This window comes from Tardiphaga sp., from assembly GCF_044336785.1.
GTDB lineage: Bacteria > Pseudomonadota > Alphaproteobacteria > Rhizobiales > Xanthobacteraceae > Tardiphaga.
Genome location: NZ_JBIIOT010000035.1, coordinates 1 through 20,269, shown reverse-complemented (window position 1 = coordinate 20,269; position 20,269 = coordinate 1). Strand labels below are relative to the sequence as shown.

Here is a 20,269-nt window from a genome sequence, read left to right as displayed (position 1 = left end):
TGCATGCGTCTACGATGCGTGTCATGCGCATGCATGGGTCGAACGAATGACGGATCAGGTTCAGGCAAGGCTGCGTGTCGGTTTGCGCTGCGCCATGTGGCATCGGAGCGTCTTTCCACGCAGTTGCAGCATGTCTAGATGAAGACGGTGTTCGATTCGAGGCGCGTTGGCCGTCTCTGACAATTTCGAGACGGCGTCCGATGGCAGAACTTCCCGACAATGGTGCAGCCGATGCACAGACATGGCTGAGCCGCGCCGCAGCAGCCGGCGATGTCGCAACGGCAGAGCGCGCTTATCTGCAAGCACTCGCGCATGATGCCAATCTCATCGATGCCCGCTTCGGGCTGGGCGTGACCTATTTCAGGTCGGCGCGATATGGCGATGCTGCCAGAGAACTGCAAACGGTCGTCTCGGCAGGGGCTGCGGATGCCGCAATCGGCCTGTTGCTTGGCAAGTCGCTTTATCTGGTCGGTCAATTTTCAGAGAGTGTCGAAGCCTTCGGGCTTGCTTCGCGGTCCATGCCGCTGCAGGGCGATAGCTTGCGCTGCTACGCACGCGCACGAACCTACGCCATGATGATCGCCGGCAAGACCGGGGACGCGCTGGCCGACTATCCGGCCCACGCTGGCGTGGAAGCCGAGCCGATCGATGTCGTGATCCGCGATGGTTTCGGGCTGTTGAGCGCCTATGGCCATCGTGCTGCTGCCATATATCTCGGAGAGCTGCTGATCGCAGCGAAGCCCGGTGACGCGGTCCAGCGCCATCTCAATGATGCGGTCGCCGGTCGCGCCGTCGATCACGTGCCGCCCGCCTATGTGGCGGCGCATTTCGACGCATTTGCCGAAGGCTTTGACGACAAGCTGGTGAATGTGTTGGGCTATCGCGTGCCGGAGCGCATGGCCGCTTTGGTGCAGCGCCATTGCGCTTCATTCGATCATGCACTCGATCTCGGTTGCGGCACCGGTCTTGCCGGCGCCCATCTCAGGCCGCTCGCTGGCAAGCTCAGCGGCGTCGATCTCTCCGCGCGAATGCTCGAACAGGCTGAGCGTCGCCGCATCTACGACACGCTTACCCATGCCGAAGCGCTGGCGCATCTCGGAGCTTATCCGGTTGAGTTCGATCTCGTCTTCGCGGCGGATACGTTGATCTATTTCGGCAAGCTCGATGCCATCATGTCCGCTGTGGCGCAGGCGCTGTCATCCGGCGGCATCTTTGCGGCGAGCGTCGAGAGCACATCCAACGGTTTCGCGCTGCTGCCATCCGGTCGCTTCGCCCATGCGGATGATTATGTCGCCCGCTGTGCCTATCCGCATTTCGAACTGCTGGAACGCGAGGCTGTCGATATCCGCCTCGAAGCCAACGCGCCTGCCAAAGGCGCGCTCTATGTCTGGCAACGGCGCTAGTCTTGCGTCAGCGCCACGTGGCTGATGATACGAAAGCGCGTGTCTTTGCCATCCTGTCTGAACAGCGCCACGCTGTCGATCTTCAACTCATCGATCCCGAGCTCGGCAAAGCGGTGCTGCAGCAATGCCAGCACGGCTGCGCCGCGTTCTTCCGTCAGCCGGCCGGTCAGGGTCATGTGGAAGCGGAAATCCTCGAACACATGAGGGTAACCCCAATCGTCGAGATGCTCGGTCTGGCGTGGTGTCAGTCCGTCCGGCTTGCGGCGGGCGCGATCTTCCGCGGTCATCGGGGCGCGAAACGGCTCGAAATGACGGACGCAGGCTTCAGCAAGTAAATCCAGATCGTCGTCCGTCTCGTCCGGCACAATGGCGGTGAAGCCGCTGATGGTGCGAACGACCGGGGCGATGATCGGAATCTCACGCGGCTCTTCCGCGAATTCGACGAGGGCCGCGAGCAGGTCCTCTTCGCTCTGGTCGCCCGCGAGCGAGAAGGGGGCCTTCAACGTGCCGTGAAAACCGTATTTCCGGGGATCGGCCGTGATGCCGGCCCAATCCGGAAAATCGGCGACGACGGTCTTGGGATGATCGATGTCATGGCCGCTATAGGCATCGTAGCCCAGTGTCTCGGCGCCGAACCGCGTCAGCGCGCGGTCGGCGTCGGGTGCGAAATAGATCGCATATCTCGGATATTCGCTCATGGTCCCAGCATAAAGCATGATCCCGGAAAGTGGATACCGGTTTCCGGATAAGGTCATGCGCGTGAGGAAAACCTCGCCTCAGGCGGCAGCAACCGCCTTTTGTCGCAGGGGCGTCGCAGGTCGTAGCCGCTGCGCATCTGCGAGATGCACCAGTTTGCCATTGGCGATCACCGCGACAATGCGCGGCCGCAGCGCCACGCTGTCGTCGATCAGCAGGATGTCGGCGCGGCGGCCGGTCGCGATGTCACCGCGATCGGTGAGGCCTGCGGCCTGCGCGGGCGCACTGGAAACCAGCGACCACGCCTGCGGCAGCGCAAGAATGCCGTCATGCACGAGGCGGAACGCTGCGAGCAATTGCGCGGGATAATAGTAGTCCGACGCCAGCACCGAGCACAGGCCCTTGGCGATCATGTCGGAGGCCTTGGTCCAGCCGGTATGGCTGCCGCCGCGCACCACATTCGGGGCGCCATAAATGATGAAGTCGCCGGCTTCGGCGGACGCGATGGCGGTTTCCTCGTTGATGGGGAATTCCGCAATGCGGACACCGAGATCGCGGAAGCCGGCGCGCATCGCCGGGCTGTTGTCGTCATGGGACAGCGTCGCGATGCCAGCGGCATTGGCCGCTTCAGCAAGCCGCGCGATCGATGCCGGCACCTGATCTGCACGCGAGAGCACGCGAGTCACCAATTCGTCGAAGGCTTGGCTGCTGAGGCCGGTGCGCTCCACCATCTTGGCGCGCTTCGCCGGCTTGGTGATCCCGGTCAGGTCCATATGGTCGTTGAAGGCGAGCAGATCGATGCGGCGATCCTTGATCCAGCCGATGATCTCATCTTCGGCATCGAGATTGAATGTCTCCTGCCGCAGATGAAAGCGCGTGTCGGCCGCGAGATGCGGACGCAGCGTTTCGATCGCCGACAGCAGGCCGCGGGCATTCTCGGCACCACGCAGGCCGGGTTCCCAGGACCAGGTGGTACCGTGAAAGACCGTGGTGATGCCATTGGTGATTGCCTGCTTGTCGCTGTCGATCAGCGCCACATCGACAGGGAAATCGACGCCGGGGCGTGGCATCAATTGTCGTTCGAAGGCGTCGCCATGGATATCGACAATGCCCGGCATGACAAGAAGACCGCGCGCATCGAGGCCCAGCGCGCCCTGCGCGGTGCCAGCAATATCCGCGATGCTGCTGCCCGAGATGGTGAGTGAGGTTTCGCCGATCTCCTGGCCGAGCAGGGTGCGTCCACCTTCGATATAGATTTCTGTCATATTTAGCCCATCTGCTGCGGCGGTTTGACGCCCTTATATTTGCTCAAGAAGTCTTCCACCGACAAGCTGCGGAAATCCGGCAGCGCCTGTCGCAATGTGTCGTGATCCCAGTCCCACCAGGCGAGGTCCATCAGGCCCTGTTCAACGGCTTCGGAAAAGCGGCGACGGATCGGTCGAGCCGGATTGCCGCCGACGATCGTATAGGCCGGGACGTCCTTGGTGACGATGGCGCCGGCCGCGATCACCGCGCCGGTGCCCACATGCCGACCGGGCAGCACGACGGCGCCATGGCCGATCCAGACATCGTGGCCGAGGGTGCAGTGGTGTTCGCGGCGCCATGCGAAGAAATCGGCATCGTCGGCCTCACCCGGAAAATAGGCGCTGGCGCGATAGGTGAAATGCGATTGCGACGCGCGCTGCATCGGGTGATTGCCGGGATTGATCCGGGTCAGGGATGCGATCGAGCAGAATTTTCCGATGCTCGCATAGGCGATCTGGGCCTCGTGCTCGACATAGGAGTAGTCGCCCATCGACACTTCATGCAGCACGGTGCGGGCGCCGACTTCATTGTAGCGGCCGAATGTTGCGTCCTTCAACTTCGCGCTCGGCTCGATCGCGGGATCGAGCGACAACATCTTTCCAACCATGACACATCCATGACCTGTAGCGGGCGCGCACGTCATCAGACCGTTTCGTGACAGTGACGTGACGCGTGAATGAAATTGCATCTGCGTGCGGTGCAGGGCTGCGGGTTGGGCATTGTGACAGTCGCGTCACATCGCTGTCATCCGCCAGCGATAGGCGTGCATGGTTTGTTAACGCTGGAGTTACACATGCTTGCAGTCGAAGGCCTGACGTGCCGTTTCGGTGCCAAGGCGGCGGTCGATAATGCCAATTTCGAGATCGCGCCGGGCTCCTTTGTCGGCGTGATCGGGCGTTCCGGTGCGGGCAAGTCGACTTTGCTGCGCATGGTCAACCGCCTGGCAGAACCGACATCCGGCCGGATCATGTTCGACGGTTTGGATGTGACCGCGCTGAAGGGCCGCGAATTGCGCCAATGGCGTGCGCGCTCGGCGATGATCTTCCAGCAGTTCAATCTCGTCGGCCGTCTCGATGTTCTCATCAATGTGCTGATGGGCCGCCTCGCCGACATGCCGCAGTGGCGTTCACTGACGCAGATGTGGCCGGAGCAGGATCGCGCGCTGGCGATGTCGGCGCTCGAACAGTTCGACATGGCGCAATATGCCTCGCAGCGCGCTGATCAGCTCTCCGGTGGTCAGCAGCAGCGCGTCGCCATCGCCCGCGCGCTCGTTCAGCAGCCGGACCTCATTCTCGCCGACGAGCCGATCGCCTCGCTCGACCCGCGCAACACCCGCATCGTCATGGATGCGCTGCTGCGCATCAACAAGCATTTCGGCATCACCGTGATGTGCAACCTGCATTCGCTCGATCTGGCCCGCACCTATTGCGATCGCCTGATCGGCATGTCCGCCGGTCGTGTCGTGTTCGATGGCGCGCCTGCCCAGCTCACCGAACATATCGCCCGTGAACTCTACGATCTCGAAGCCGATGAGGTGATGGGATCGGCACCGGTGCATGTGCCGACTGGTGCGCGCGTGCCCGAATACGGGGCGGCTGCCGTCGCCTGAATGAATTGCCGCGAGGATGTCAGCCTGACTGTCAGGCGAGAGATGTCATCGCGGCGATAGACGTTTCGTCTACCCATAAGAAACTCCGTCACCTCTCCAGATCGCGCAGGGATTGCCATGATCAATCGTCGCTCCATCGTGCTCGGCGCCGCCGTGCTCGCTTTCGCCGCCGGCTCCGCCTCGGCACAGGACTACAAGGCCAAATATCCGGAACTCACTTTTGCGATCATCCCGGCCGAGAATGCCTCGGGCGTGACCGAGCGCTGGGGGCCGTTCATCACCTATCTCTCGAAAGAGCTGGGCGTGAAGGTCAATCTGCGTATCGCAAATGACTATGCCGCGGTGATCGAAGGCCAGCGCTCGGGCAATATCCAGATCGCCAGCTATGGTTCGGCCTCGTTCGCACGCGCTCGTCTCACCGGTGTGAAGACCGACGCCTTCGCCAACGACATCAATATCGATGGCTCCACCGGCTACTACTCGGTGTTCTTCGTCAAGGCGACGAGCCCCTACAAGTCGATCGATCAGCTGAAGGGCAAGAATCTCGGCCTCGTTGATCCGAATTCGACCTCGGGCAACAATGTGCCGCGCTTTGAGCTGGACAAGATGGGCATCACCGATGCCGACACCTATTTCAGCAAGGTCGTCTTCACCGGCAGCCACGAAAACGCGCTGCTGGCACTGTCGCAGGGCACCGTCGATGTCGCTGCCAATCAGTGGACAAACGATGCCGACTCCACCCTGCAGCAGATGCTCCACAAGGGCATGCTGAAGAATGCCGACGGCACGCCGATGAAGAAGGACGACTTCCGCATCGTCCACAAGTCGGCCCCGATCATCAACGGCCCCTATGCCTATAGCTCGGACCTGCCGGAAGATTTGAAGGTCGCGATCCGCAAGGCGTTCGAGGAAGCCCCGACCAAGGACAAAGCTGCCTTTGATAAGCTGTCCGACGGTCAGAAGAAGGGCTTCCATGCTGCGACCACCAAGGATTGGGATGCGACCATCGACCTGATCAAGTTTGTGGACGCCCTGCGCAAGAAGAAGGCGTCGTAAGGCCCAACTTCCGACAGGAGCCGGATCGGGTATGATCCGGCTCCTTTTTTATAGTCCACTCCATGTCGTACCCGCGAAGGCGGGGACCCATACACGCTGTGGATCTAGTCGGATCTCGATGATGGCGGCTTTGTCGCTTCTATGAAATCGACCGTGATGATGGATCCCCGCCGTCGCGGGGACGACGAGTTGAAAGCCCACACCAGATGTCCGCCGCCGTTTCTATTCTGCCGAGCCAGCAGCTTGCCGCGCTGAACGACGCCTATCGCAAGGCAGTGTCGCGTCGCCGGCTGCGCACGCTGCTGTCGGTCGTGGCCTGCGCTGTCGTGCTGTTCGTCGCGGCCATCGGCGCAGAAGTGAACGTTTCCACCTTCGTCGCCAAGATCGGAAATTTCTTCAGCTATTTCGATCGCATCTTCACGCTCGATAGCGGCGTGCGGGTGTGGAGGGACGTCGGTGAATGGTTCTGGGGCTGGGACAAGTGGCTGAAGCTGCTCGGCGAGACCGTGCTGATCAGCTACGTCGGCACGATCGTCGGCGCCTTGCTTGCATTCGGCCTGAACTTCCTCGCCGCCGAGAACACCGCGCCGTTGCGCTGGCTGCGTTTCGTCGTCAAGCGCTTCATGGAATTCTGCCGCACGGTGCCGGACATCGTGTTCGCGCTGATCTTCGTCATCGCCTTCGGCCTGGGCCCGATGGCCGGCGTGCTGGCGATCGCCATCCACTGTGTCGGCGCGCTCGGCAAGCTTTATGGCGAGATCGTCGAGAATATCGACATGAAGCCGGTGGAAGGCATCCGCTCCACCGGTGCCAGCTGGATCGACTGCATGCGCTTCGCGGTGCTGCCGCAGGTCTCGGCGGGCTTTGCCAGCTACACGCTGCTGCGCTTCGAGATCAATGTGCGCGGCGCCTCGGTGATGGGCTTTGTCGGCGCCGGCGGCATCGGGCAGGAGCTCGTGGTCGCCGTGCGTAAATTCTATTACTCGGATGTCAGTGCCATCCTGCTGATGATCATCGTCACCGTCTTCGTAATCGATATCGGCACCGGCTGGCTGCGTGGCCGCCTGTTCGGCAAGGAGACGCGGTCGTGAACCAGCAGCCTGATGTCAATACCAGCGAGCTGCGCGGCCGCTATCCCGACGTGTTCAATCGCCCGCTGAAATCGCGCGCAGCGGCACCGACGGTCATCATGGCTGCTTTGGCGCTATTGATCTTCGGTCTTGTCGAACTCGATTTCTCGCCGGCGCGCATGCTGAACGGCATCCAGCAGCTCGGCTGGATCACCATGATGATGATCCCGCCCGATCCTGGCGCCTCGCTGCCCGCCTATCTGCAGGCGATGGGTGAGACGCTGTCGATCGCGGTGCTCGGCACCACACTCGCTGCCTTGCTCGCTTTGCCGGTCAGTCTCCTCGCTGCCCGCAATGTCATTCCATCCGCCTGGCTGCGTTTCCCGGTGCGGCGTTCCCTCGATACGATCCGTGGCGTCGATACGCTGATCTGGGCGCTGGTGTGGATCAATGTCGTCGGCCTCGGCCCCTTCGCCGGCGTGCTCGCCATCGCGGTGTCGGATTTCGGCGCCTTCGGCAAACTGTTCTCGGAGGCGATCGAGGGCGCGGACACGAAGCAGGTCGAGGGTATCCGCGCCTCCGGCGGCAGCCCGCTGCATGAGATCCATTTCGGCCTGATGCCGCAGGTGCTGCCGGTGATTGCCGGGCAGGTGTTGTACTTCATCGAGTCCAACACGCGCTCGGCCACCATCATCGGCATCGTCGGCGCTGGTGGCATCGGCCTGCAACTGGCCGAGCAGATCCGTGTGCTGGAATGGCAGAAGGTGTCATTCCTGATCCTGATGATTCTGGTGGCGGTGGCGGCCATCGACTGGATCTCCAGCCGCCTCCGTTTCGCGATCATCGGGCGACGGGCTGTGGCGTAACTCCGTCATTGCGAGCGCAGCGAAGCAATCCATAGCCAAGAACCGGATTGCGTCGTCGCTACGCTAAGAAGCCGAAGGCTTTTCTTGACCTCGCAATGACGGCCGAGGTTAGGCGGCCACTCGGTGCCTTGCCTGTTCGGCCTTGAACAGCTCAAACTCCTCGCCGACAGCGCGCATCACGCTGGGCCGCTCACGCATCTTCGCATGATACGCCTTGATCGCCGGCCAGTGGCCCAGATCCAGCTGCGGGATCACCAGGGTCCAGTTCAGCACCGTGCTGAGATAGGCATCGGCGACGCTGAAGCGATCGAGCAGGAAGTCGCGCCCTGCGAGATGCTTGTCGAGATAATCGAGCTTCGAACATCCGTTCTCCAGCGCATAGGCTTTCGCCTCCGGCGGCGCTTTCTGCGAAAGCAGCGGCTGGAAGAGCGACTTGTGCAGCTCGGTCCCGATGAAGCACAGCCATTGCTGCAGCCGGGTGCGTTCGATGCCGGTGCCGGCTGCGATCGGCGAGTCCGGAAAGCGCTCGGCCACATGCTGGAGGATCGCCGCGTTTTCGGTAAGGATCAGGCCATCGTCGGTGCGCAGCGTCGGCACGAGCCCGAGGGGATTGACCACGCGGAAGTCGGATCCATCCTGCAACAGGGTCTTGCTGGGCGGATCGACCTCGAAAAAACGAGCCTCGGCACCGGCTTCGTAAAGCGCGATGCGGGTAGCCATCGAGCAGGCCATCGGCGAGAAATACAGGTCCATGGGTGCCTCCTTCGTTGCAGCGAGCGAAGTGTCGCTGTCGGTTGATTTTCATACCGTCTCGCACAATAATAAGACGGTCAAGGAATAAATTGCGAAATGGTACAAAAAAAGAAGCCGACCTCCGACGTGGCGGGCGAAAAGGGGGAGGGCAAGCGCCGCGGCCGTCCGCGCGCCTATGAGCCCGACGTGGCCATCGGCCAGGCGCTCGACCTGTTCCGCCGCACCGGCTATGCCGCAACCTCGCTGGACGATCTCAGCGCCGCCACCGGCATGAACCGGCCGAGCCTCTATGGCGCTTTCGGCGACAAGCGCGCGCTCTACATCAAGAGCTACCAGCGCTATCGCGATGACTACACCGCGAAAGTGATCGCGCTGTTCCAGGCCGATATCGACATCCGCGAGCGCTTGCGCCGCTTCTATGCGGCCGCGCTCGATATCTACACCACAGGCGCCGATGACCCGCGCGGATGCTTCGCGGTGATGACGGTGGCGTCCGACGCGATCGCCGATCCGGAGATCCGCGCCTTGATGCTTTCAAGCTTCCAGGAACTCGACGACGCCTTTGCCTGGTGCTTCCGCACCGCGGTCGCGCGCGGCGAACTACCCGAGACCGCCAATGTCGATGTGCTGGCAAAGATGGCCTCCGCCTTGCTGAATCTGTCGTCGATCCGCGCCCGCGCCGGCGTGCCGCGGGCCGAACTCGAAGCCTTTGTCGGCAGCGCCGTCGAACACCTCTGCCGTGTATGATGCGGGAACCCGCCTGCGCGTCACGCCACAATAATTTCAGCTAAGCTGTCGGCATCGCCTTGCGCTGCGCGTCTTCCAATTAAGGAGCACCCATGCTGTACGCCATTCTCTGCTATCACGATGAGGCCGTTGTCGGCGGCTGGTCCAAGGACGAGGACGACAGTGTCATGGCCAAGCTCGCCGTCGTGCATGGCAAGCTGGCCGAGCAGGGCCGGCTCGGCCCGGTGGCCCGTCTGTTGCCGACCACGGCTGCCACCACGCTGCGCAAGGACGATCCGCCGGTGGTGCTGGACGGCCCCTTTGCCGAGACCAAGGAGCAACTGCTCGGCTTCTATGTGGTGGAAGCCGAGAACCTCGATGGCGCATTGGAAATCGCGCAGGACCTGGGCCGCGCCAATCCCGGCGGCGCCTATGAGATCCGCCCGATCGGCGTCTTCCACGGGACCTTTGCGCCATGACCGATGTCGCCTGGATCGATGCGGCCCTGACCTCGGCGCGTCCCCAGGCGCTCGGCGCGCTGTTGCGCTATTTCCGCGATCTCGACACGGCGGAGGAGGCGTATCAGAACGCCTGCCTGCGCGCGCTCAAGACCTGGCCACAGAACGGCCCGCCGCGCGATGCGGCGGCGTGGCTGATCATGGTCGGTCGCAACACTGCCATCGACGACCTCCGCCGCGGCAAGCGGCAGCAGCCGCTCCCGGACGACGATCACGCGATCTCCGATCTCGACGATGCGGAGAGCGAACTTGCCGACCGGCTCGACGGTTCGCACTATCGCGACGACATCCTGCGGCTGCTGTTCATCTGCTGCCATCCGCAATTGCCGGCGACGCAGCAGATCGCGCTGGCGCTGCGCATCGTCTCTGGCCTCACGGTCAAGCAGATCGCGCGCGCCTTTCTCGTCAGTGATGCCGCGATGGAGCAGCGCATTACGCGCGCCAAATCTGCCATCGCCAAAAACAAGGTGCCATTCGAAGCGCCGGGCGCGCCGGAGCGCAGCGAGCGCCTCGCCGCTGTGGCGGCGATGATCTATCTGGTCTTCAACGAAGGCTATTCCGCAGGCGGCGATAGCGCAGACCAGCGCGCGCCCTTCTGCGAGGAAGCGATCCGTCTCGCGCGCCTGCTGCTCAAGCTGTTTCCAGCCGAGCCGGAGATCATGGGCCTCGCCGCGTTGATGCTGCTGCAATATGCGCGCGTAGCTGCCCGCTTCGATGCTGATGGCACGGCGGTCTTGCTTGAAGATCAGGATCGTGCGCTGTGGAACGGCAAGATGATCGCCGAAGGCCTGGCGCTGATCGACAAGGCCATGCGCCATCGCCGCACCGGCGCCTATCAGATCCAGGCGGCTATTGCTGCGCTGCATGCGCGTGCTGCCAAGCCGGAGGATACGGATTGGGCGCAGATTGAATTGCTCTATGGCTCGCTGGAAATCCTGCAGCCGTCGCCTGTGATCACGCTCAATCGCTCGGTCGCCGTGTCGAAGGTGCGTGGTCCGCAGGCCGCGCTGGACATGATCGCGCCGTTGGCATCGAAGCTCGCGAATTACTTCTACTTTTTCGGCGCGCAGGGCGCCTATCTGAACCAGCTCGGCCGTCATGATGACGCGCGCGAGAGCTTTAACCGGGCGATTGCGCTCGCGAACACGCCCGCCGAAGCCGATCATATCCGCCGGCATATCGATCGATTGGAGGAAGACAGCAAGGTCAAGGCAGCCGGCAAATAACCCGCTCCCGCGCAGGTGAACCAACACCATCTACAGGAAAAAAGATTTCGCTGGATGTCGGGGCGCGTCGATCCCGTCCGTCCTTGGCAAGACATCGACATCAGGAAGTGCCATGCCCGTCTCTCCCGTTGCCCAGTGGTCTGGCCGCATTCTCAGCGGTGTCGTCATTCTCTTCCTCCTGATGGATGGCGGCATCAAGCTGGTACCGATCAAGGAGGTCACCGAAACCCTGCAGCAGCTCGGCTATGGCGGCTCGGTCGGGCAGGCGCGGCTGCTCGGCGTCATCACTCTCGCTTGCGCGGTGCTGTATGCGTTTCCGCGTACCTCGGTGCTCGGCGCGATCCTGCTGACCGGATTGCTCGGTGGCGCCATGGCCACGCATTTGCGGGTGGACAGTCCGCTGTGCACGCATCTGTTGTTCGGCCTCTATATCGGTCTGATGGCGTGGGGCGGGCTCTATCTGCGCGATCCCGCCCTGCGGGCGCTGATGCCGATCCGGAACTAGACACTCAACCCAAGGAGACGATCCATGCAGATCAATCCCTATCTCCACTATGACGGCAATTGCGAAGAAGCCTTCAAGTTCTATGAGGCGGCGATCGGTGCGAAAATCGACGTCATCATGCATGTCGAGGGCTCGCCCGCTGCCGAACACATGCCGCCTTCGATGGCGAAGAAGGTCCTGCATGCGCAGCTGTCTATCGACGGCGAGGTGATCATGGCCTCCGATTGTCCGCCGGATTACTTCGAGAAGATGCAGGGCTTTTCTGTCTGCCTGCAAGCCCAGACCCCGGCTGAGGGGGAAAAGTGGTTCAACGCGCTGTCTGATGGCGGTGTCGCCAAGATGCCGTTCGCTGCCACGTTCTGGTCAAAGGGCTTTGGCATGTGCATCGACAAGTTCGGCGTGCCATGGATGATCAACACCGCGCAGGACTGTCCCGACCAGTGACTCTGTGCCGGCGTCTTCCCGCGACGAGCGGGGAGACACCGCGCCCGTGTTTCCGAACTGAAAAGTAGCTGTCATGTCTCCGTTCGCCCGCAACGCCATTGTGCTCGGCCTGCTCTGTGCCGTCGGCCCGTTCGCCATCGATATGTATCTGCCGGCGCTGCCGGATATCGAAAGCGATCTCCGCGCCACGACATCGGCGACGCAACTGACGCTGACCAGCTATTTCATCGCTTTCGGCCTGTGCCAGATCGCCTATGGTCCGTTGTCCGATGTCTATGGCCGCAAGGCGCCGCTTTATGCGGGACTGGTTCTGTTCGTTGTCGGCTCGGTCGGCTGCGCGCTGTCGCCGGGTGTGGAATGGCTGATCGCCGCGCGCTTCGTGCAGGGGCTCGGTGCTGCCGCCATGGGCGTGATCCCCCGCGCCATCATCCGCGATCTGCACACGGGTGTCGAAGCGACCAGGCTGATGTCGCTCGTGATGCTGGTATTCTCGGTCTCGCCGATCCTCGCGCCGCTTGGCGGAAGCGCGCTGATCGTGCCGTTCGGCTGGCGTGCAGTATTCGTGGCCGTCACGGTCGCGGCACTGATCGCGACGGTCCTGTTGGCGACGATGCTGCCCGAAACCCGGCCTGTACATGAACGCATCAAGGGAGATGTCCGCAGCGTGCTCGGCCATTTCGGCACGCTGTTTCGTGACTGGCACTTTCTCGGGCTCACCTTTATCGGCGGCCTCGGCATGTCCAGCTTCTTCACCTTCCTGTCGATGTCGTCCTTCGTCTACATCAAGACTTATGGCATGACCCTCGCGGAATACAGCGTCGCCTTCTCGATCAATGCAGTCGGCTTCATTGGCATGTCGCAACTGGCCAGCCGGCTCGGCGGACGTTTTGGCATGGCGCGTGTGGTGATGGGCGCCGTCGCTGCCTACGCGTTCTTCGCCGTATTGCTGCTGGCGCTGACGCTGGCCGGCTTCACCAGCCTGTGGGTGCTGATGCCGCTCTTGTTCACGTCCTTCGCCTTTCTCGGCCTGGTGATCCCGTCGACCATGGTACTGTCGCTGGAGGAGCACGGTCCGATCGCCGGTAGCGCCAGCGCGCTCGGTGGCACGTTGCAGATGCTGACCGGCGGTGCCGTGATTGCGATCGCCGGCCTGTTCTTCAATGGCACGTCGCAGCCGATGGTGATCACGATCGCCCTTACCGCGGTGGCCGCACTGGTCATCACCATGGCGACGCTGCGTCCGCGCGAGCTTTCGCCGCAGCTCGCCGAGTAGGCGACACTGCTAGGCTGGACCGATCGGGGACGAGGGATGACGCGCATGACATTCGGCCTGACCTTTGCCGCAGCGATCGGATCGGGCCTGATGGCTGGATTGTTCTTCGTTTTCTCGGTGACGGTCATGAGCGCACTCGGCAAGCTGCCGGCCCCCACCGGCATCGCCGCGATGCAGTCGATCAATGCCATGATCCTCAGCCCGCTATTCCTTGCGGCCTTCATGGGCACCGCGCTGATCTGCGTCGTGCTGGCGATCGTCGCGATGCTGAATTGGTCCGGTCCCGCATCGGGCTGGCTGGTGACCGGCGCGCTGCTCTATGTCGCCGGCACGTTTCTCGTCACCATTATCTTCAATGTACCGATGAACGACGCATTAGCGGCGGCGACTCCCGACAGCAGCGAGGCTGCCGGCCTGTGGGCGCGCTATCTCTCGGTCTGGACCGGCTGGAACCATGTGCGCACGGTCACGTCGACCGCCGCACTTGGGACCTTTATTCTGGCACTGCGCCAGCTTTAGCCGTTGATGCCTTCACGCCGCAGCGTGGGCAGGCCGATGCCGGTGGCGTCGAAGCCGCCATCCACGGCCAGCATCTGGCCGGTAATGTAGCTGGCGCGCTCGCTGCACAGAAAGAAGATGGCATCGGCCAGCTCATCCTCGCCGCCGTAGCGGTTCAGGGGAATGGCATCGTGATAGTCGGCGCGGATCGCCGGCGTATGCACGGCTTTGGCCATGGCCGTCTCCACCGGACCCGGCGCCACCGCATTGACGCGGATGCCGAGCAGCGCGAGTTCGACGGCGCATTGCTTGGTGAAGTGAATGATGCCGGCCTTGCTGGTGCCATAGGCCACGCGAAGCGTCGATGCGCGCAGCGCCGAGATCGACGCGATATTGACGATGGCGCCGCCGCCATGTTCGCGCATCAAGGGGGCACCCGCCTTGGTGCAGAGGAACGGGCCGGTGAGATTGACCGCCATGATGCGTTCCCATTCATCCAGCGTCGTTTCCAGCACCGGCTTGAAATTCGCGATCCCGGCATTGTTCACCAGCGCATCGAGCCGGCCGAACCGGGCCTGCGTGTCCGCAAAGGCCTTGGCAACGGCTTTCTCGTCGGAAACGTCGGCATGCAGTGCGAGCGTATGCTCGGGATCGTTCAGCGCCGTCACTGCGGCGGCGAGCAACTCACCCTCGATGTCCAGCAGCGCGACGTGATAGCCCTCGCCGAGAAACCGCTTCGCCACCGCAAGCCCGATTCCGCGCGCTGCGCCGGTGACCAGTGCGACCTTGCGGGTGTTTTGCGTGCCGTCCGTCTTGACCATTGTCCGTCCCGATCCGTTTCGTCATGTTTGCCGGCGTGTTTAGGAGAGTAACGGGAGCGCGACAACCCGGATTTTTGTCGGGATGAGGCCGCGATCTTTGTCGGTAAGCGGAAGTCTCGTTCGTCCTGAATAAAACCACCGGATCGGGAGACTGCCCTTGTCGCTCACCCTTCATTACCACCCACTGTCGTCCTATTGCTGGAAGGCGCTGATCGCGCTGTACGAGAACGACACGCCGTTCACGCCGCACATGGTCAATCTCGGCGATCCCGATCAACGCGCGGCGTTGCTCGGGTTGTGGCCGATCGGCAAGTTTCCGGTTCTGCAGGACGATGCCCGCAGCGAGGTTGTGCCGGAGTCATCCATCGTCATCGAATATCTCGATCGTCATTATCCCGGCGTCACGCGCTTCATTCCGGATGGCGATCTCGGCCTGAAGACCCGGTTGCGCGACCGCTTTTTCGATCTGCACCTCCATGCGCACATGCAGACGATTATCGGCGACAGGCTTCGGCCGGCAGGAGCGAAAGACCCGCATGGCGTGACCGAAGCGGAGAGCAAGCTGCGCATCGCCCTGGATATGATCGAAAGCGGTATGGCTGATCACCAGTGGGCCATGGGCGACGCTTTCACGCTCGCCGACTGTGCGGCTTTTCCGCCGCTGTTCTACAGCAACAAGGTGCTGCCGTTCGCAAAGACGCATCCCGGCGCATCCGCCTATCTCGGCCGCTTGCAGGCACGGCCGTCGGTGGCGCGTGTATTGAAGGAGGCAGAGCCTTATCTCCACATGTTCCCGCAGGAATGATGCGGCCATGACCCCCGACATAATTTCAATGGCGCTGTCGGGCAGTCACATCCTCAATCGTCATTTGGACAGTCAACGCTGAAGGGGAAGAACCATGCGTTTCATGGTGATCGTAAAGGCCAACAAGGACACCGAAGCCGGCGTGATGCCGTCGATGGAATTGCTCACGGCGATGGGCAATTTCAACGAGGAGATGGTCAAGGCTGGCGTGATGCAGGCGGGCGAAGGCGTGCATCCCACCAGCAAGGGCACGCGCATTCGTTTTGGCGGGGGCGAGCCTGCGGTGACGCACGGTCCGTTCCCATTGTCGGGCGACCTCCTCGCCGGCTTCTGGCTGATCGAGACGAAGACGCGTGACGAGGCCGTCGCCTGGATGAAGCGGGCGCCGTTCGAGAGCGGCGCCGAGATCGAGATCCGCCAGATTTTCGCGCCGGAGGATTTTGGCGACGCGTTCACGCCCGAACTGCGCGAGCAGGAAGAGCTGATGCGTCAACAACTCGAAAAGTAGTCGTCCTCAGGCGGCGAGCGACATTTTCCGATAGAGCGACGAATAGCTCGCCGCCGAAATATTCCACGAGAACGATTTGGCCATCGCGCTGCGGCGCATGGAGTTCAGCCGGTCCTGCGATCCGAAGGTCGCGAAGGCGCGCAGGATGCCGCCGAGGAAAGACTCGGTGGATGGCTTGTTGAACAGGAAGCCGGTCTCGCCATCGATGATGGTCTCGGCGAGGCCGCCGGTCTGGTGGCCGATCGGCAGCGAGCCGAAGCGCTGCGCATACATCTGGCTGAGCCCACACGGCTCGAAGCGCGACGGCATCAGCGTGAAATCGCTGCCGGCAAAGATACGACGCGCTTCGCGGTCGTTGAAGCCGATAGCCACGCCGATGGCGTCGGGACGGCGGCGATGGGCTTCCATCAGCGCGTTCTCGATGGCCGGCTCGCCGGTCCCCGTCACCACGATCTGTCCGCCCGCAGACACGATGGCATCGGCGGCGGCAAGCACGAGATCGACGCCCTTCTGATGGACGAGGCGGGCCACCAAGCCAAAAATGGGCCCGCGAGAGAGTGCGAGCCCGAATTGCTGACGGACACCGTCGGCATTGGCGCGTTTGGCTTCCCAGTCTCCGGCGCCGAACGGACGCATCAGCTCCGAGCAGAAGCGCGGATCCCAGCTCTCGTCGATGCCGTTGAGAATGCCGGTGAGTTGCGCCGCGTTGGAGCGTTTCCGCAGGAGGCCTTCGAGCCCGCAGCCGAGTTCCGGCGTGGTGATCTCGCGGGCATAGGTCTCGCTCACCGTGGTGAGATGCGTCGAGTAGTTCAGGCCGCCCTTGAGGAAGGACAGCTTGTCGTAGAATTCCAGCCCGTCGATGTGGAACGAGTCCTCCGGCGCGCCGATCCGGCGCAGCGCGGTTTTCGGAAACAGGCCCTGATAGGCCAGATTGTGGATGGTCAGGATGGTTGGGACCGGAACTTTGTTCCAGGCGAGATAGGCCGGCACCAGCGCGCCGGGCCAGTCATTGGCATGAACGAGATCGGCGCTCCAGTTCGGATCGAGCTGCCCGGCAGCCAGCAGAGCGGCGGCAGAGGCGAAGCGCGCAAAACGGATATCGTTGTCCGGCCAGTCGCGGGCGCTTTCGTCGCCGTAAGGGTTGCCCGGGCGTTCATAGAGCTGCGGGCTGAGCAGGACATAGATCGGCATGCCGTCCCGGGTTGATGCGAGGCCGAGCGTGCAGGCGGGCATCTCAGCCAGCGCCGGGCATTCGCCGACGATCTGGATCGGCCCGCATTGGGAGATCACGTCGCGATAGCCGGGAAGGATGACGCGGACATCGCTCCAGTTGCGGAGTGCACGGGGAAGGGCAGCAGAAACGGCGGCAAGTCCGCCGACGCGGACATAGTCGTCGATCTCAGGCGTGACGAACAGAACCCTCAACGAAGCCCCTCGTGCCCCAGGCGACGTAAGTAAGTGGAAACTGATCCGATGCCTTTGGGTGCATCATACCTAATGGTTTTGGAACTCAGTTTTATTACTTGCGACGCAAATCAACTCTCTCTGCACTGCAGTATATCACATCACTTAATGTGGCATTGCAAAAGGGAAATGTGACGCGCGCGATTTGTCGCTCATATTTTTACGCATCGTTAGGCTGCTGCACCACCAGCCGCAGGAAACTCATCACGCAGCCGATCGCCGCGAAGCCGGCGCCAAGCGCCAGTGCCCAGGTCGCGCCGGCATGGCCGAACAGGCCGAAGCAGAAGGCGGCGAGCGCCGCGCCGGTACTCTGGCCCGTCAGCCGGGCGGTGGCGACGATGCCGCTGGCGCCGCCGCTGCGGCCTGCGGGGGCGCTGGACATGATGGCCTTCATGTTCGGTGCCTGGAAGAAGCCGAAGCCGGCACCGCAGATCACCATCCGCCAGACGATATTGGGGATGCTCGGCTCCGTCGGCAGGGTTGCCAGCAGCACCATGCCGATGCCGAGCAAAGCGAGCCCGATGCCGCCGAGCAGGCCGGCGGGATAGTGATCGGACAGCCGGCCGGCGATCGGCGCCATGATGCCGACCACCAGCGGCCAGGGCGTCAGGAAAAAGCCGGTCTCGACCGCCGAGCGATGCAGGACTTCCTCGAAATAGAAGGGCAGCGACACGAAAGCGAGGCCCTGGACCGAGAAGGAGCAGACGGCGGTTGCAGCTGACAATGCGAAGAGCGGCCGCCGGAACAGGTCGATGGGCAGCATCGGCGCAGGGTGCCCAGCCTGCCGGCGCAGCAGCAGCCAGCCGAACAGCAGGCCGGCGATGAGTTCGGCGACAACGATGGGCACGGAGGTGTGATGCGCAGCGCTGTCGATGCCGGTGATCAGCAGGCCGAGGCAGGCGATCGCCAGTGCCGATCCGACATAGTCGAAACTGTGCGTGGCGCGCGAGGTCTTCGGCAAGGTCTTCAGGCTGATGGCGAGCGCCGCGAGGCCGAAGGGCAGGTTGATCGCAAACAGCCATTCCCAGCTGGCCACCGAGAGGATCGCGGACGCGATGGTCGGTCCGAGGGTAAAGGAGGTCGCTACGATGAGCGCATTATGCCCGAGCCCGCGGCCGAAATGGTGGGGCGGATAGACGGTGCGCACCAGCGCCGCATTGACGCTCATGGCCCCGGCGGCACCAAGCCCTTGCAGCACGCGTGCGATCAGCAGCGTCTCCAGTGACCAGGCCAGCGCGCAGGCGACCGAGGCGATGGTGAACAGGATCAGTCCGAACAGATAGATGCGCTGATGACCGATGATTTCGCCCAGCGCCCCGAACGGCAGCAAGGTGGCGACCATGGCGATCTGGTAGACATTGACCACCCAGATGACGTCGGCCGGGGTGGCCTTGAGCTGCGCGGCGATGGTGGGGAGCGCGACATTGGCGATGGCGGTGTCGAGCGAGGCCATGGCCAGTGCGGTAAAGATCGCGACGCGCGCCCAGCGCTGCTGCTGCGGCGTCAGGCCGTCCGTCGGCTGAGGAGCCTGTGCCGCGATACCGTCTGCCATCTCTGGGAATTCCTGGATGCGGCCGCCATGGTGGCCGATCCCGGCTATCTAGGCCAGTTTGTCGCAGCCCTGCAGGCGTACAACTGCATGAGGCATATGCGTGCTGTGCCGTAGGGCGGATGAGGCGAAGCCGTAATCCGCCGGCCGATTTGATTGTTGAAACTCCGCGGCGGATTACGCTTCGCTCATCCGCCCTACAGCCTAACTCGCCTTCTTGAACCACGTCCCCGTCGCCACGGCGGTGGCAATGATGCTGCCATAAACGACCAGAGCAAAGGCGAGACAGGCGAACAGCCAGGTCAACGACCCGGTCAGCCGCAGCGCCAGCCAGCCGCCGCCGATCGAGATCAGAAGCCGCAATACGCCGGCGAGCAGCGGGAACAGCATCTTGCCCGCGCCCTGGGAGGCGAAATACAGCGATAGGCCGAGGCCGAAGAAACCGTAGGCGGGGCCGACGATGCGCAGATAGGTGCTGCCGGTTTCGATCATCTGCGGATCCGAGCCGAACAGGCCGAGCCAGGCAGCGGGCCAGATCGCGGCTATGAGCCCGACCGACTCGGTGATGGCAAACACCATGGCGCCGCCGATCAGCGCCGCGCGCAACGCGCGGTCTTCCTGTCCGGCACCGATATTGGTGCCGACGAGCGCGACCAGTGGTCCGCCGAAGCCGAAGGCCAGCGGCACCATCAAGAATTCCAGCCGCACGCCGGTGCCGAACCCGGCCACCGCATCGCCGCCGGCAAAGCCGCCGACCAGCGCGGTGGTGAGCAGCACCGTCAGGCTCGTCTGCAGCGAGATCACCGCGGCAATGGCGCCGACGCGCAGGATGTCAGCAGACAGATCCCAGCGCAGCCGCGCCCATTTGAAATGCACGATGCAGCGGCCTGACAGGATGTAGCCGCCGAGCACTGCGCCCACCGTGAAGGTCGAGAGCACCACCGCCCAGCCGCCGCCGGCAATGCCGAGGGCCGGGATCGGTCCCCAGCCGAAGATCAGCAGCGGCGACAGCGGGATCAGGATCACCACGCCGATACAGATCGACAGCGACGGCACCAGCATGTTGCCGGTGCCGCGGATGATGCTGGCAAAGCCGTTCATCAGCCAGACCAGCACGCTGCCGCCGAACACGACATTGGAATATTGCATGGCGGCATCCAGCGCGCCGCCGCTG

At 63.0% G+C, this 20,269-nt stretch carries 22 protein-coding genes; 14 read left to right on the top strand and 8 right to left on the bottom strand.

Annotated elements, in window-relative coordinates:
- The first annotated feature begins 200 nt into the window (after positions 1–200).
- Positions 201–1,403, top strand: coding sequence for a methyltransferase (locus ACIQ2A_RS12365; RefSeq protein ID WP_398479423.1), 1,203 nt, complete (start codon positions 201–203; stop codon positions 1,401–1,403).
- Here the strand turns inward: ACIQ2A_RS12365 and ACIQ2A_RS12360 are convergent.
- The 3 genes from ACIQ2A_RS12360 to ACIQ2A_RS12350 form a co-directional block, all read right to left on the bottom strand.
- Positions 1,400–2,101: a DUF1045 domain-containing protein gene (locus ACIQ2A_RS12360; RefSeq protein ID WP_398479421.1), complete on the bottom strand. Its 702-nt coding sequence runs from the start codon at positions 2,099–2,101 to the stop codon at positions 1,400–1,402. The genes ACIQ2A_RS12365 and ACIQ2A_RS12360 overlap by 4 nt on opposite strands.
- A 78-nt stretch (positions 2,102–2,179) precedes the next feature.
- Positions 2,180–3,364 carry an alpha-D-ribose 1-methylphosphonate 5-triphosphate diphosphatase gene (locus tag ACIQ2A_RS12355; protein WP_398479419.1) on the bottom strand — a complete coding sequence of 395 codons (1,185 nt, stop codon included), beginning with the start codon at positions 3,362–3,364 and terminating at the stop codon, positions 2,180–2,182.
- Between the two features lie 2 nt (positions 3,365–3,366).
- Positions 3,367–4,011: a chloramphenicol acetyltransferase gene (locus tag ACIQ2A_RS12350; RefSeq protein WP_398479417.1), complete on the bottom strand. Its 645-nt coding sequence runs from the start codon at positions 4,009–4,011 to the stop codon at positions 3,367–3,369.
- A 186-nt stretch (positions 4,012–4,197) separates the two neighbouring features.
- On the opposite strand from ACIQ2A_RS12350, the gene phnC reads away from it, so the two are divergent.
- The 4 genes from phnC (at position 4,198) to phnE (ACIQ2A_RS12330) (ending at position 8,005) form a co-directional block, all read left to right on the top strand.
- Positions 4,198–5,013, top strand: a complete 816-nt coding sequence (phnC, locus tag ACIQ2A_RS12345) for a phosphonate ABC transporter ATP-binding protein (protein WP_398479415.1) — start codon at positions 4,198–4,200, stop codon at positions 5,011–5,013.
- A 117-nt stretch (positions 5,014–5,130) separates the two neighbouring features.
- Complete coding sequence (phnD, locus tag ACIQ2A_RS12340; protein ID WP_398479413.1) at positions 5,131–6,069, top strand: phosphonate ABC transporter substrate-binding protein; 939 nt, start codon at positions 5,131–5,133, stop codon at positions 6,067–6,069.
- 206 nt (positions 6,070–6,275) lie between these two features.
- The gene (gene phnE, locus ACIQ2A_RS12335) at positions 6,276–7,160 is read left to right on the top strand and encodes a phosphonate ABC transporter, permease protein PhnE (protein WP_398479411.1); all 885 of its coding nucleotides are present in this window, start codon (positions 6,276–6,278) and stop codon (positions 7,158–7,160) included.
- The gene (phnE, locus tag ACIQ2A_RS12330; RefSeq protein WP_398479409.1) at positions 7,157–8,005 is read left to right on the top strand and encodes a phosphonate ABC transporter, permease protein PhnE; all 849 of its coding nucleotides are present in this window, start codon (positions 7,157–7,159) and stop codon (positions 8,003–8,005) included. Before phnE (ACIQ2A_RS12335) ends, phnE (ACIQ2A_RS12330) begins: the two co-directional genes overlap by 4 nt.
- Positions 8,006–8,113: 108 nt before the next feature.
- Here phnE (ACIQ2A_RS12330) and ACIQ2A_RS12325 read toward each other — a convergent pair whose 3' ends face one another.
- The gene (locus ACIQ2A_RS12325) at positions 8,114–8,758 is read right to left on the bottom strand and encodes a glutathione S-transferase N-terminal domain-containing protein (RefSeq protein WP_398479407.1); all 645 of its coding nucleotides are present in this window, start codon (positions 8,756–8,758) and stop codon (positions 8,114–8,116) included.
- A gap of 96 nt (positions 8,759–8,854) precedes the next feature.
- Between ACIQ2A_RS12325 and ACIQ2A_RS12320 the strand changes: the two genes are divergently transcribed.
- The 7 genes from ACIQ2A_RS12320 (at position 8,855) to ACIQ2A_RS12290 (ending at position 13,969) form a co-directional block, all read left to right on the top strand.
- Positions 8,855–9,505, top strand: coding sequence for a TetR/AcrR family transcriptional regulator (locus tag ACIQ2A_RS12320; RefSeq protein WP_398479405.1), 651 nt, complete (start codon positions 8,855–8,857; stop codon positions 9,503–9,505).
- A 92-nt stretch (positions 9,506–9,597) separates the two neighbouring features.
- Positions 9,598–9,963 (top strand): YciI family protein, encoded by a 366-nt coding sequence (locus ACIQ2A_RS12315; RefSeq protein ID WP_398479403.1) that lies wholly within the window; start codon positions 9,598–9,600, stop codon positions 9,961–9,963.
- On the top strand, positions 9,960–11,228 hold the full coding sequence (locus tag ACIQ2A_RS12310) for an RNA polymerase sigma factor (RefSeq protein WP_398479401.1): 1,269 nt from the start codon (positions 9,960–9,962) through the stop codon (positions 11,226–11,228). The genes ACIQ2A_RS12315 and ACIQ2A_RS12310 overlap by 4 nt, the downstream gene beginning before the upstream one ends.
- A gap of 112 nt (positions 11,229–11,340) precedes the next feature.
- Positions 11,341–11,733 carry a DoxX family protein gene (locus ACIQ2A_RS12305; RefSeq protein ID WP_398479399.1) on the top strand — a complete coding sequence of 131 codons (393 nt, stop codon included), beginning with the start codon at positions 11,341–11,343 and terminating at the stop codon, positions 11,731–11,733.
- 24 nt (positions 11,734–11,757) lie between these two features.
- Positions 11,758–12,177, top strand: a complete 420-nt coding sequence (locus ACIQ2A_RS12300; RefSeq protein WP_398479397.1) for a VOC family protein — start codon at positions 11,758–11,760, stop codon at positions 12,175–12,177.
- Positions 12,178–12,250: 73 nt separating this feature from the next.
- Complete coding sequence (locus tag ACIQ2A_RS12295; RefSeq protein ID WP_398479395.1) at positions 12,251–13,450, top strand: multidrug effflux MFS transporter; 1,200 nt, start codon at positions 12,251–12,253, stop codon at positions 13,448–13,450.
- A gap of 45 nt (positions 13,451–13,495) precedes the next feature.
- On the top strand, positions 13,496–13,969 hold the full coding sequence (locus ACIQ2A_RS12290) for a DUF1772 domain-containing protein (RefSeq protein ID WP_398479393.1): 474 nt from the start codon (positions 13,496–13,498) through the stop codon (positions 13,967–13,969).
- On the opposite strand, the gene ACIQ2A_RS12285 is transcribed toward ACIQ2A_RS12290, so the two are convergent.
- Complete coding sequence (locus ACIQ2A_RS12285; RefSeq protein ID WP_398479391.1) at positions 13,966–14,769, bottom strand: SDR family NAD(P)-dependent oxidoreductase; 804 nt, start codon at positions 14,767–14,769, stop codon at positions 13,966–13,968. The two genes, ACIQ2A_RS12290 and ACIQ2A_RS12285, sit on opposite strands and share 4 nt — an antisense overlap.
- Before the next feature lie 157 nt (positions 14,770–14,926).
- On the opposite strand from ACIQ2A_RS12285, the gene ACIQ2A_RS12280 reads away from it, so the two are divergent.
- On the top strand, positions 14,927–15,574 hold the full coding sequence (locus ACIQ2A_RS12280; RefSeq protein ID WP_398479389.1) for a glutathione S-transferase family protein: 648 nt from the start codon (positions 14,927–14,929) through the stop codon (positions 15,572–15,574).
- 94 nt (positions 15,575–15,668) lie between these two features.
- A complete protein-coding gene (locus tag ACIQ2A_RS12275) occupies positions 15,669–16,082 on the top strand; it encodes a YciI family protein (RefSeq protein WP_398479387.1) in 414 nt (137 codons plus the stop codon).
- Positions 16,083–16,088: 6 nt separating this feature from the next.
- On the opposite strand, the gene glgA is transcribed toward ACIQ2A_RS12275, so the two are convergent.
- From glgA to ACIQ2A_RS12260, 3 genes are all read right to left on the bottom strand, one after another.
- Positions 16,089–17,507: a glycogen synthase GlgA gene (gene glgA, locus ACIQ2A_RS12270; protein ID WP_398479385.1), complete on the bottom strand. Its 1,419-nt coding sequence runs from the start codon at positions 17,505–17,507 to the stop codon at positions 16,089–16,091.
- A gap of 199 nt (positions 17,508–17,706) precedes the next feature.
- Complete coding sequence (locus ACIQ2A_RS12265; RefSeq protein WP_398479383.1) at positions 17,707–19,098, bottom strand: MFS transporter; 1,392 nt, start codon at positions 19,096–19,098, stop codon at positions 17,707–17,709.
- Positions 19,099–19,299: 201 nt separating this feature from the next.
- The coding region (locus ACIQ2A_RS12260; protein WP_398479381.1) for an MATE family efflux transporter at positions 19,300–20,269 on the bottom strand (970 nt) is incomplete at its 5' end.

Excerpts from the sequence above, each read along its gene's own strand:
- ACIQ2A_RS12365 (WP_398479423.1), top strand. The coding sequence starts at position 201 with ATGGCAGAACTTCCCGACAATGGTGCAGCCGATGCACAGACATGGCTG.
- ACIQ2A_RS12355 (WP_398479419.1), bottom strand. The coding sequence starts at position 3,364 with ATGACAGAAATCTATATCGAAGGTGGACGCACCCTGCTCGGCCAGGAG.
- ACIQ2A_RS12265 (WP_398479383.1), bottom strand. The coding sequence starts at position 19,098 with ATGGCAGACGGTATCGCGGCACAGGCTCCTCAGCCGACGGACGGCCTG.
- phnD (WP_398479413.1), top strand. The coding sequence starts at position 5,131 with ATGATCAATCGTCGCTCCATCGTGCTCGGCGCCGCCGTGCTCGCTTTC.
- ACIQ2A_RS12320 (WP_398479405.1), top strand. The coding sequence starts at position 8,855 with ATGGTACAAAAAAAGAAGCCGACCTCCGACGTGGCGGGCGAAAAGGGG.
- ACIQ2A_RS12350 (WP_398479417.1), bottom strand. The coding sequence starts at position 4,011 with ATGGTTGGAAAGATGTTGTCGCTCGATCCCGCGATCGAGCCGAGCGCG.
- phnE (WP_398479411.1), top strand. The coding sequence starts at position 6,276 with ATGTCCGCCGCCGTTTCTATTCTGCCGAGCCAGCAGCTTGCCGCGCTG.
- ACIQ2A_RS12300 (WP_398479397.1), top strand. The coding sequence starts at position 11,758 with ATGCAGATCAATCCCTATCTCCACTATGACGGCAATTGCGAAGAAGCC.
- ACIQ2A_RS12325 (WP_398479407.1), bottom strand. The coding sequence starts at position 8,758 with ATGGACCTGTATTTCTCGCCGATGGCCTGCTCGATGGCTACCCGCATC.
- ACIQ2A_RS12310 (WP_398479401.1), top strand. The coding sequence starts at position 9,960 with ATGACCGATGTCGCCTGGATCGATGCGGCCCTGACCTCGGCGCGTCCC.
- ACIQ2A_RS12305 (WP_398479399.1), top strand. The coding sequence starts at position 11,341 with ATGCCCGTCTCTCCCGTTGCCCAGTGGTCTGGCCGCATTCTCAGCGGT.
- ACIQ2A_RS12290 (WP_398479393.1), top strand. The coding sequence starts at position 13,496 with ATGACATTCGGCCTGACCTTTGCCGCAGCGATCGGATCGGGCCTGATG.
- ACIQ2A_RS12285 (WP_398479391.1), bottom strand. The coding sequence starts at position 14,769 with ATGGTCAAGACGGACGGCACGCAAAACACCCGCAAGGTCGCACTGGTC.
- ACIQ2A_RS12275 (WP_398479387.1), top strand. The coding sequence starts at position 15,669 with ATGCGTTTCATGGTGATCGTAAAGGCCAACAAGGACACCGAAGCCGGC.
- phnC (WP_398479415.1), top strand. The coding sequence starts at position 4,198 with ATGCTTGCAGTCGAAGGCCTGACGTGCCGTTTCGGTGCCAAGGCGGCG.
- ACIQ2A_RS12295 (WP_398479395.1), top strand. The coding sequence starts at position 12,251 with ATGTCTCCGTTCGCCCGCAACGCCATTGTGCTCGGCCTGCTCTGTGCC.
- ACIQ2A_RS12315 (WP_398479403.1), top strand. The coding sequence starts at position 9,598 with ATGCTGTACGCCATTCTCTGCTATCACGATGAGGCCGTTGTCGGCGGC.
- ACIQ2A_RS12360 (WP_398479421.1), bottom strand. The coding sequence starts at position 2,101 with ATGAGCGAATATCCGAGATATGCGATCTATTTCGCACCCGACGCCGAC.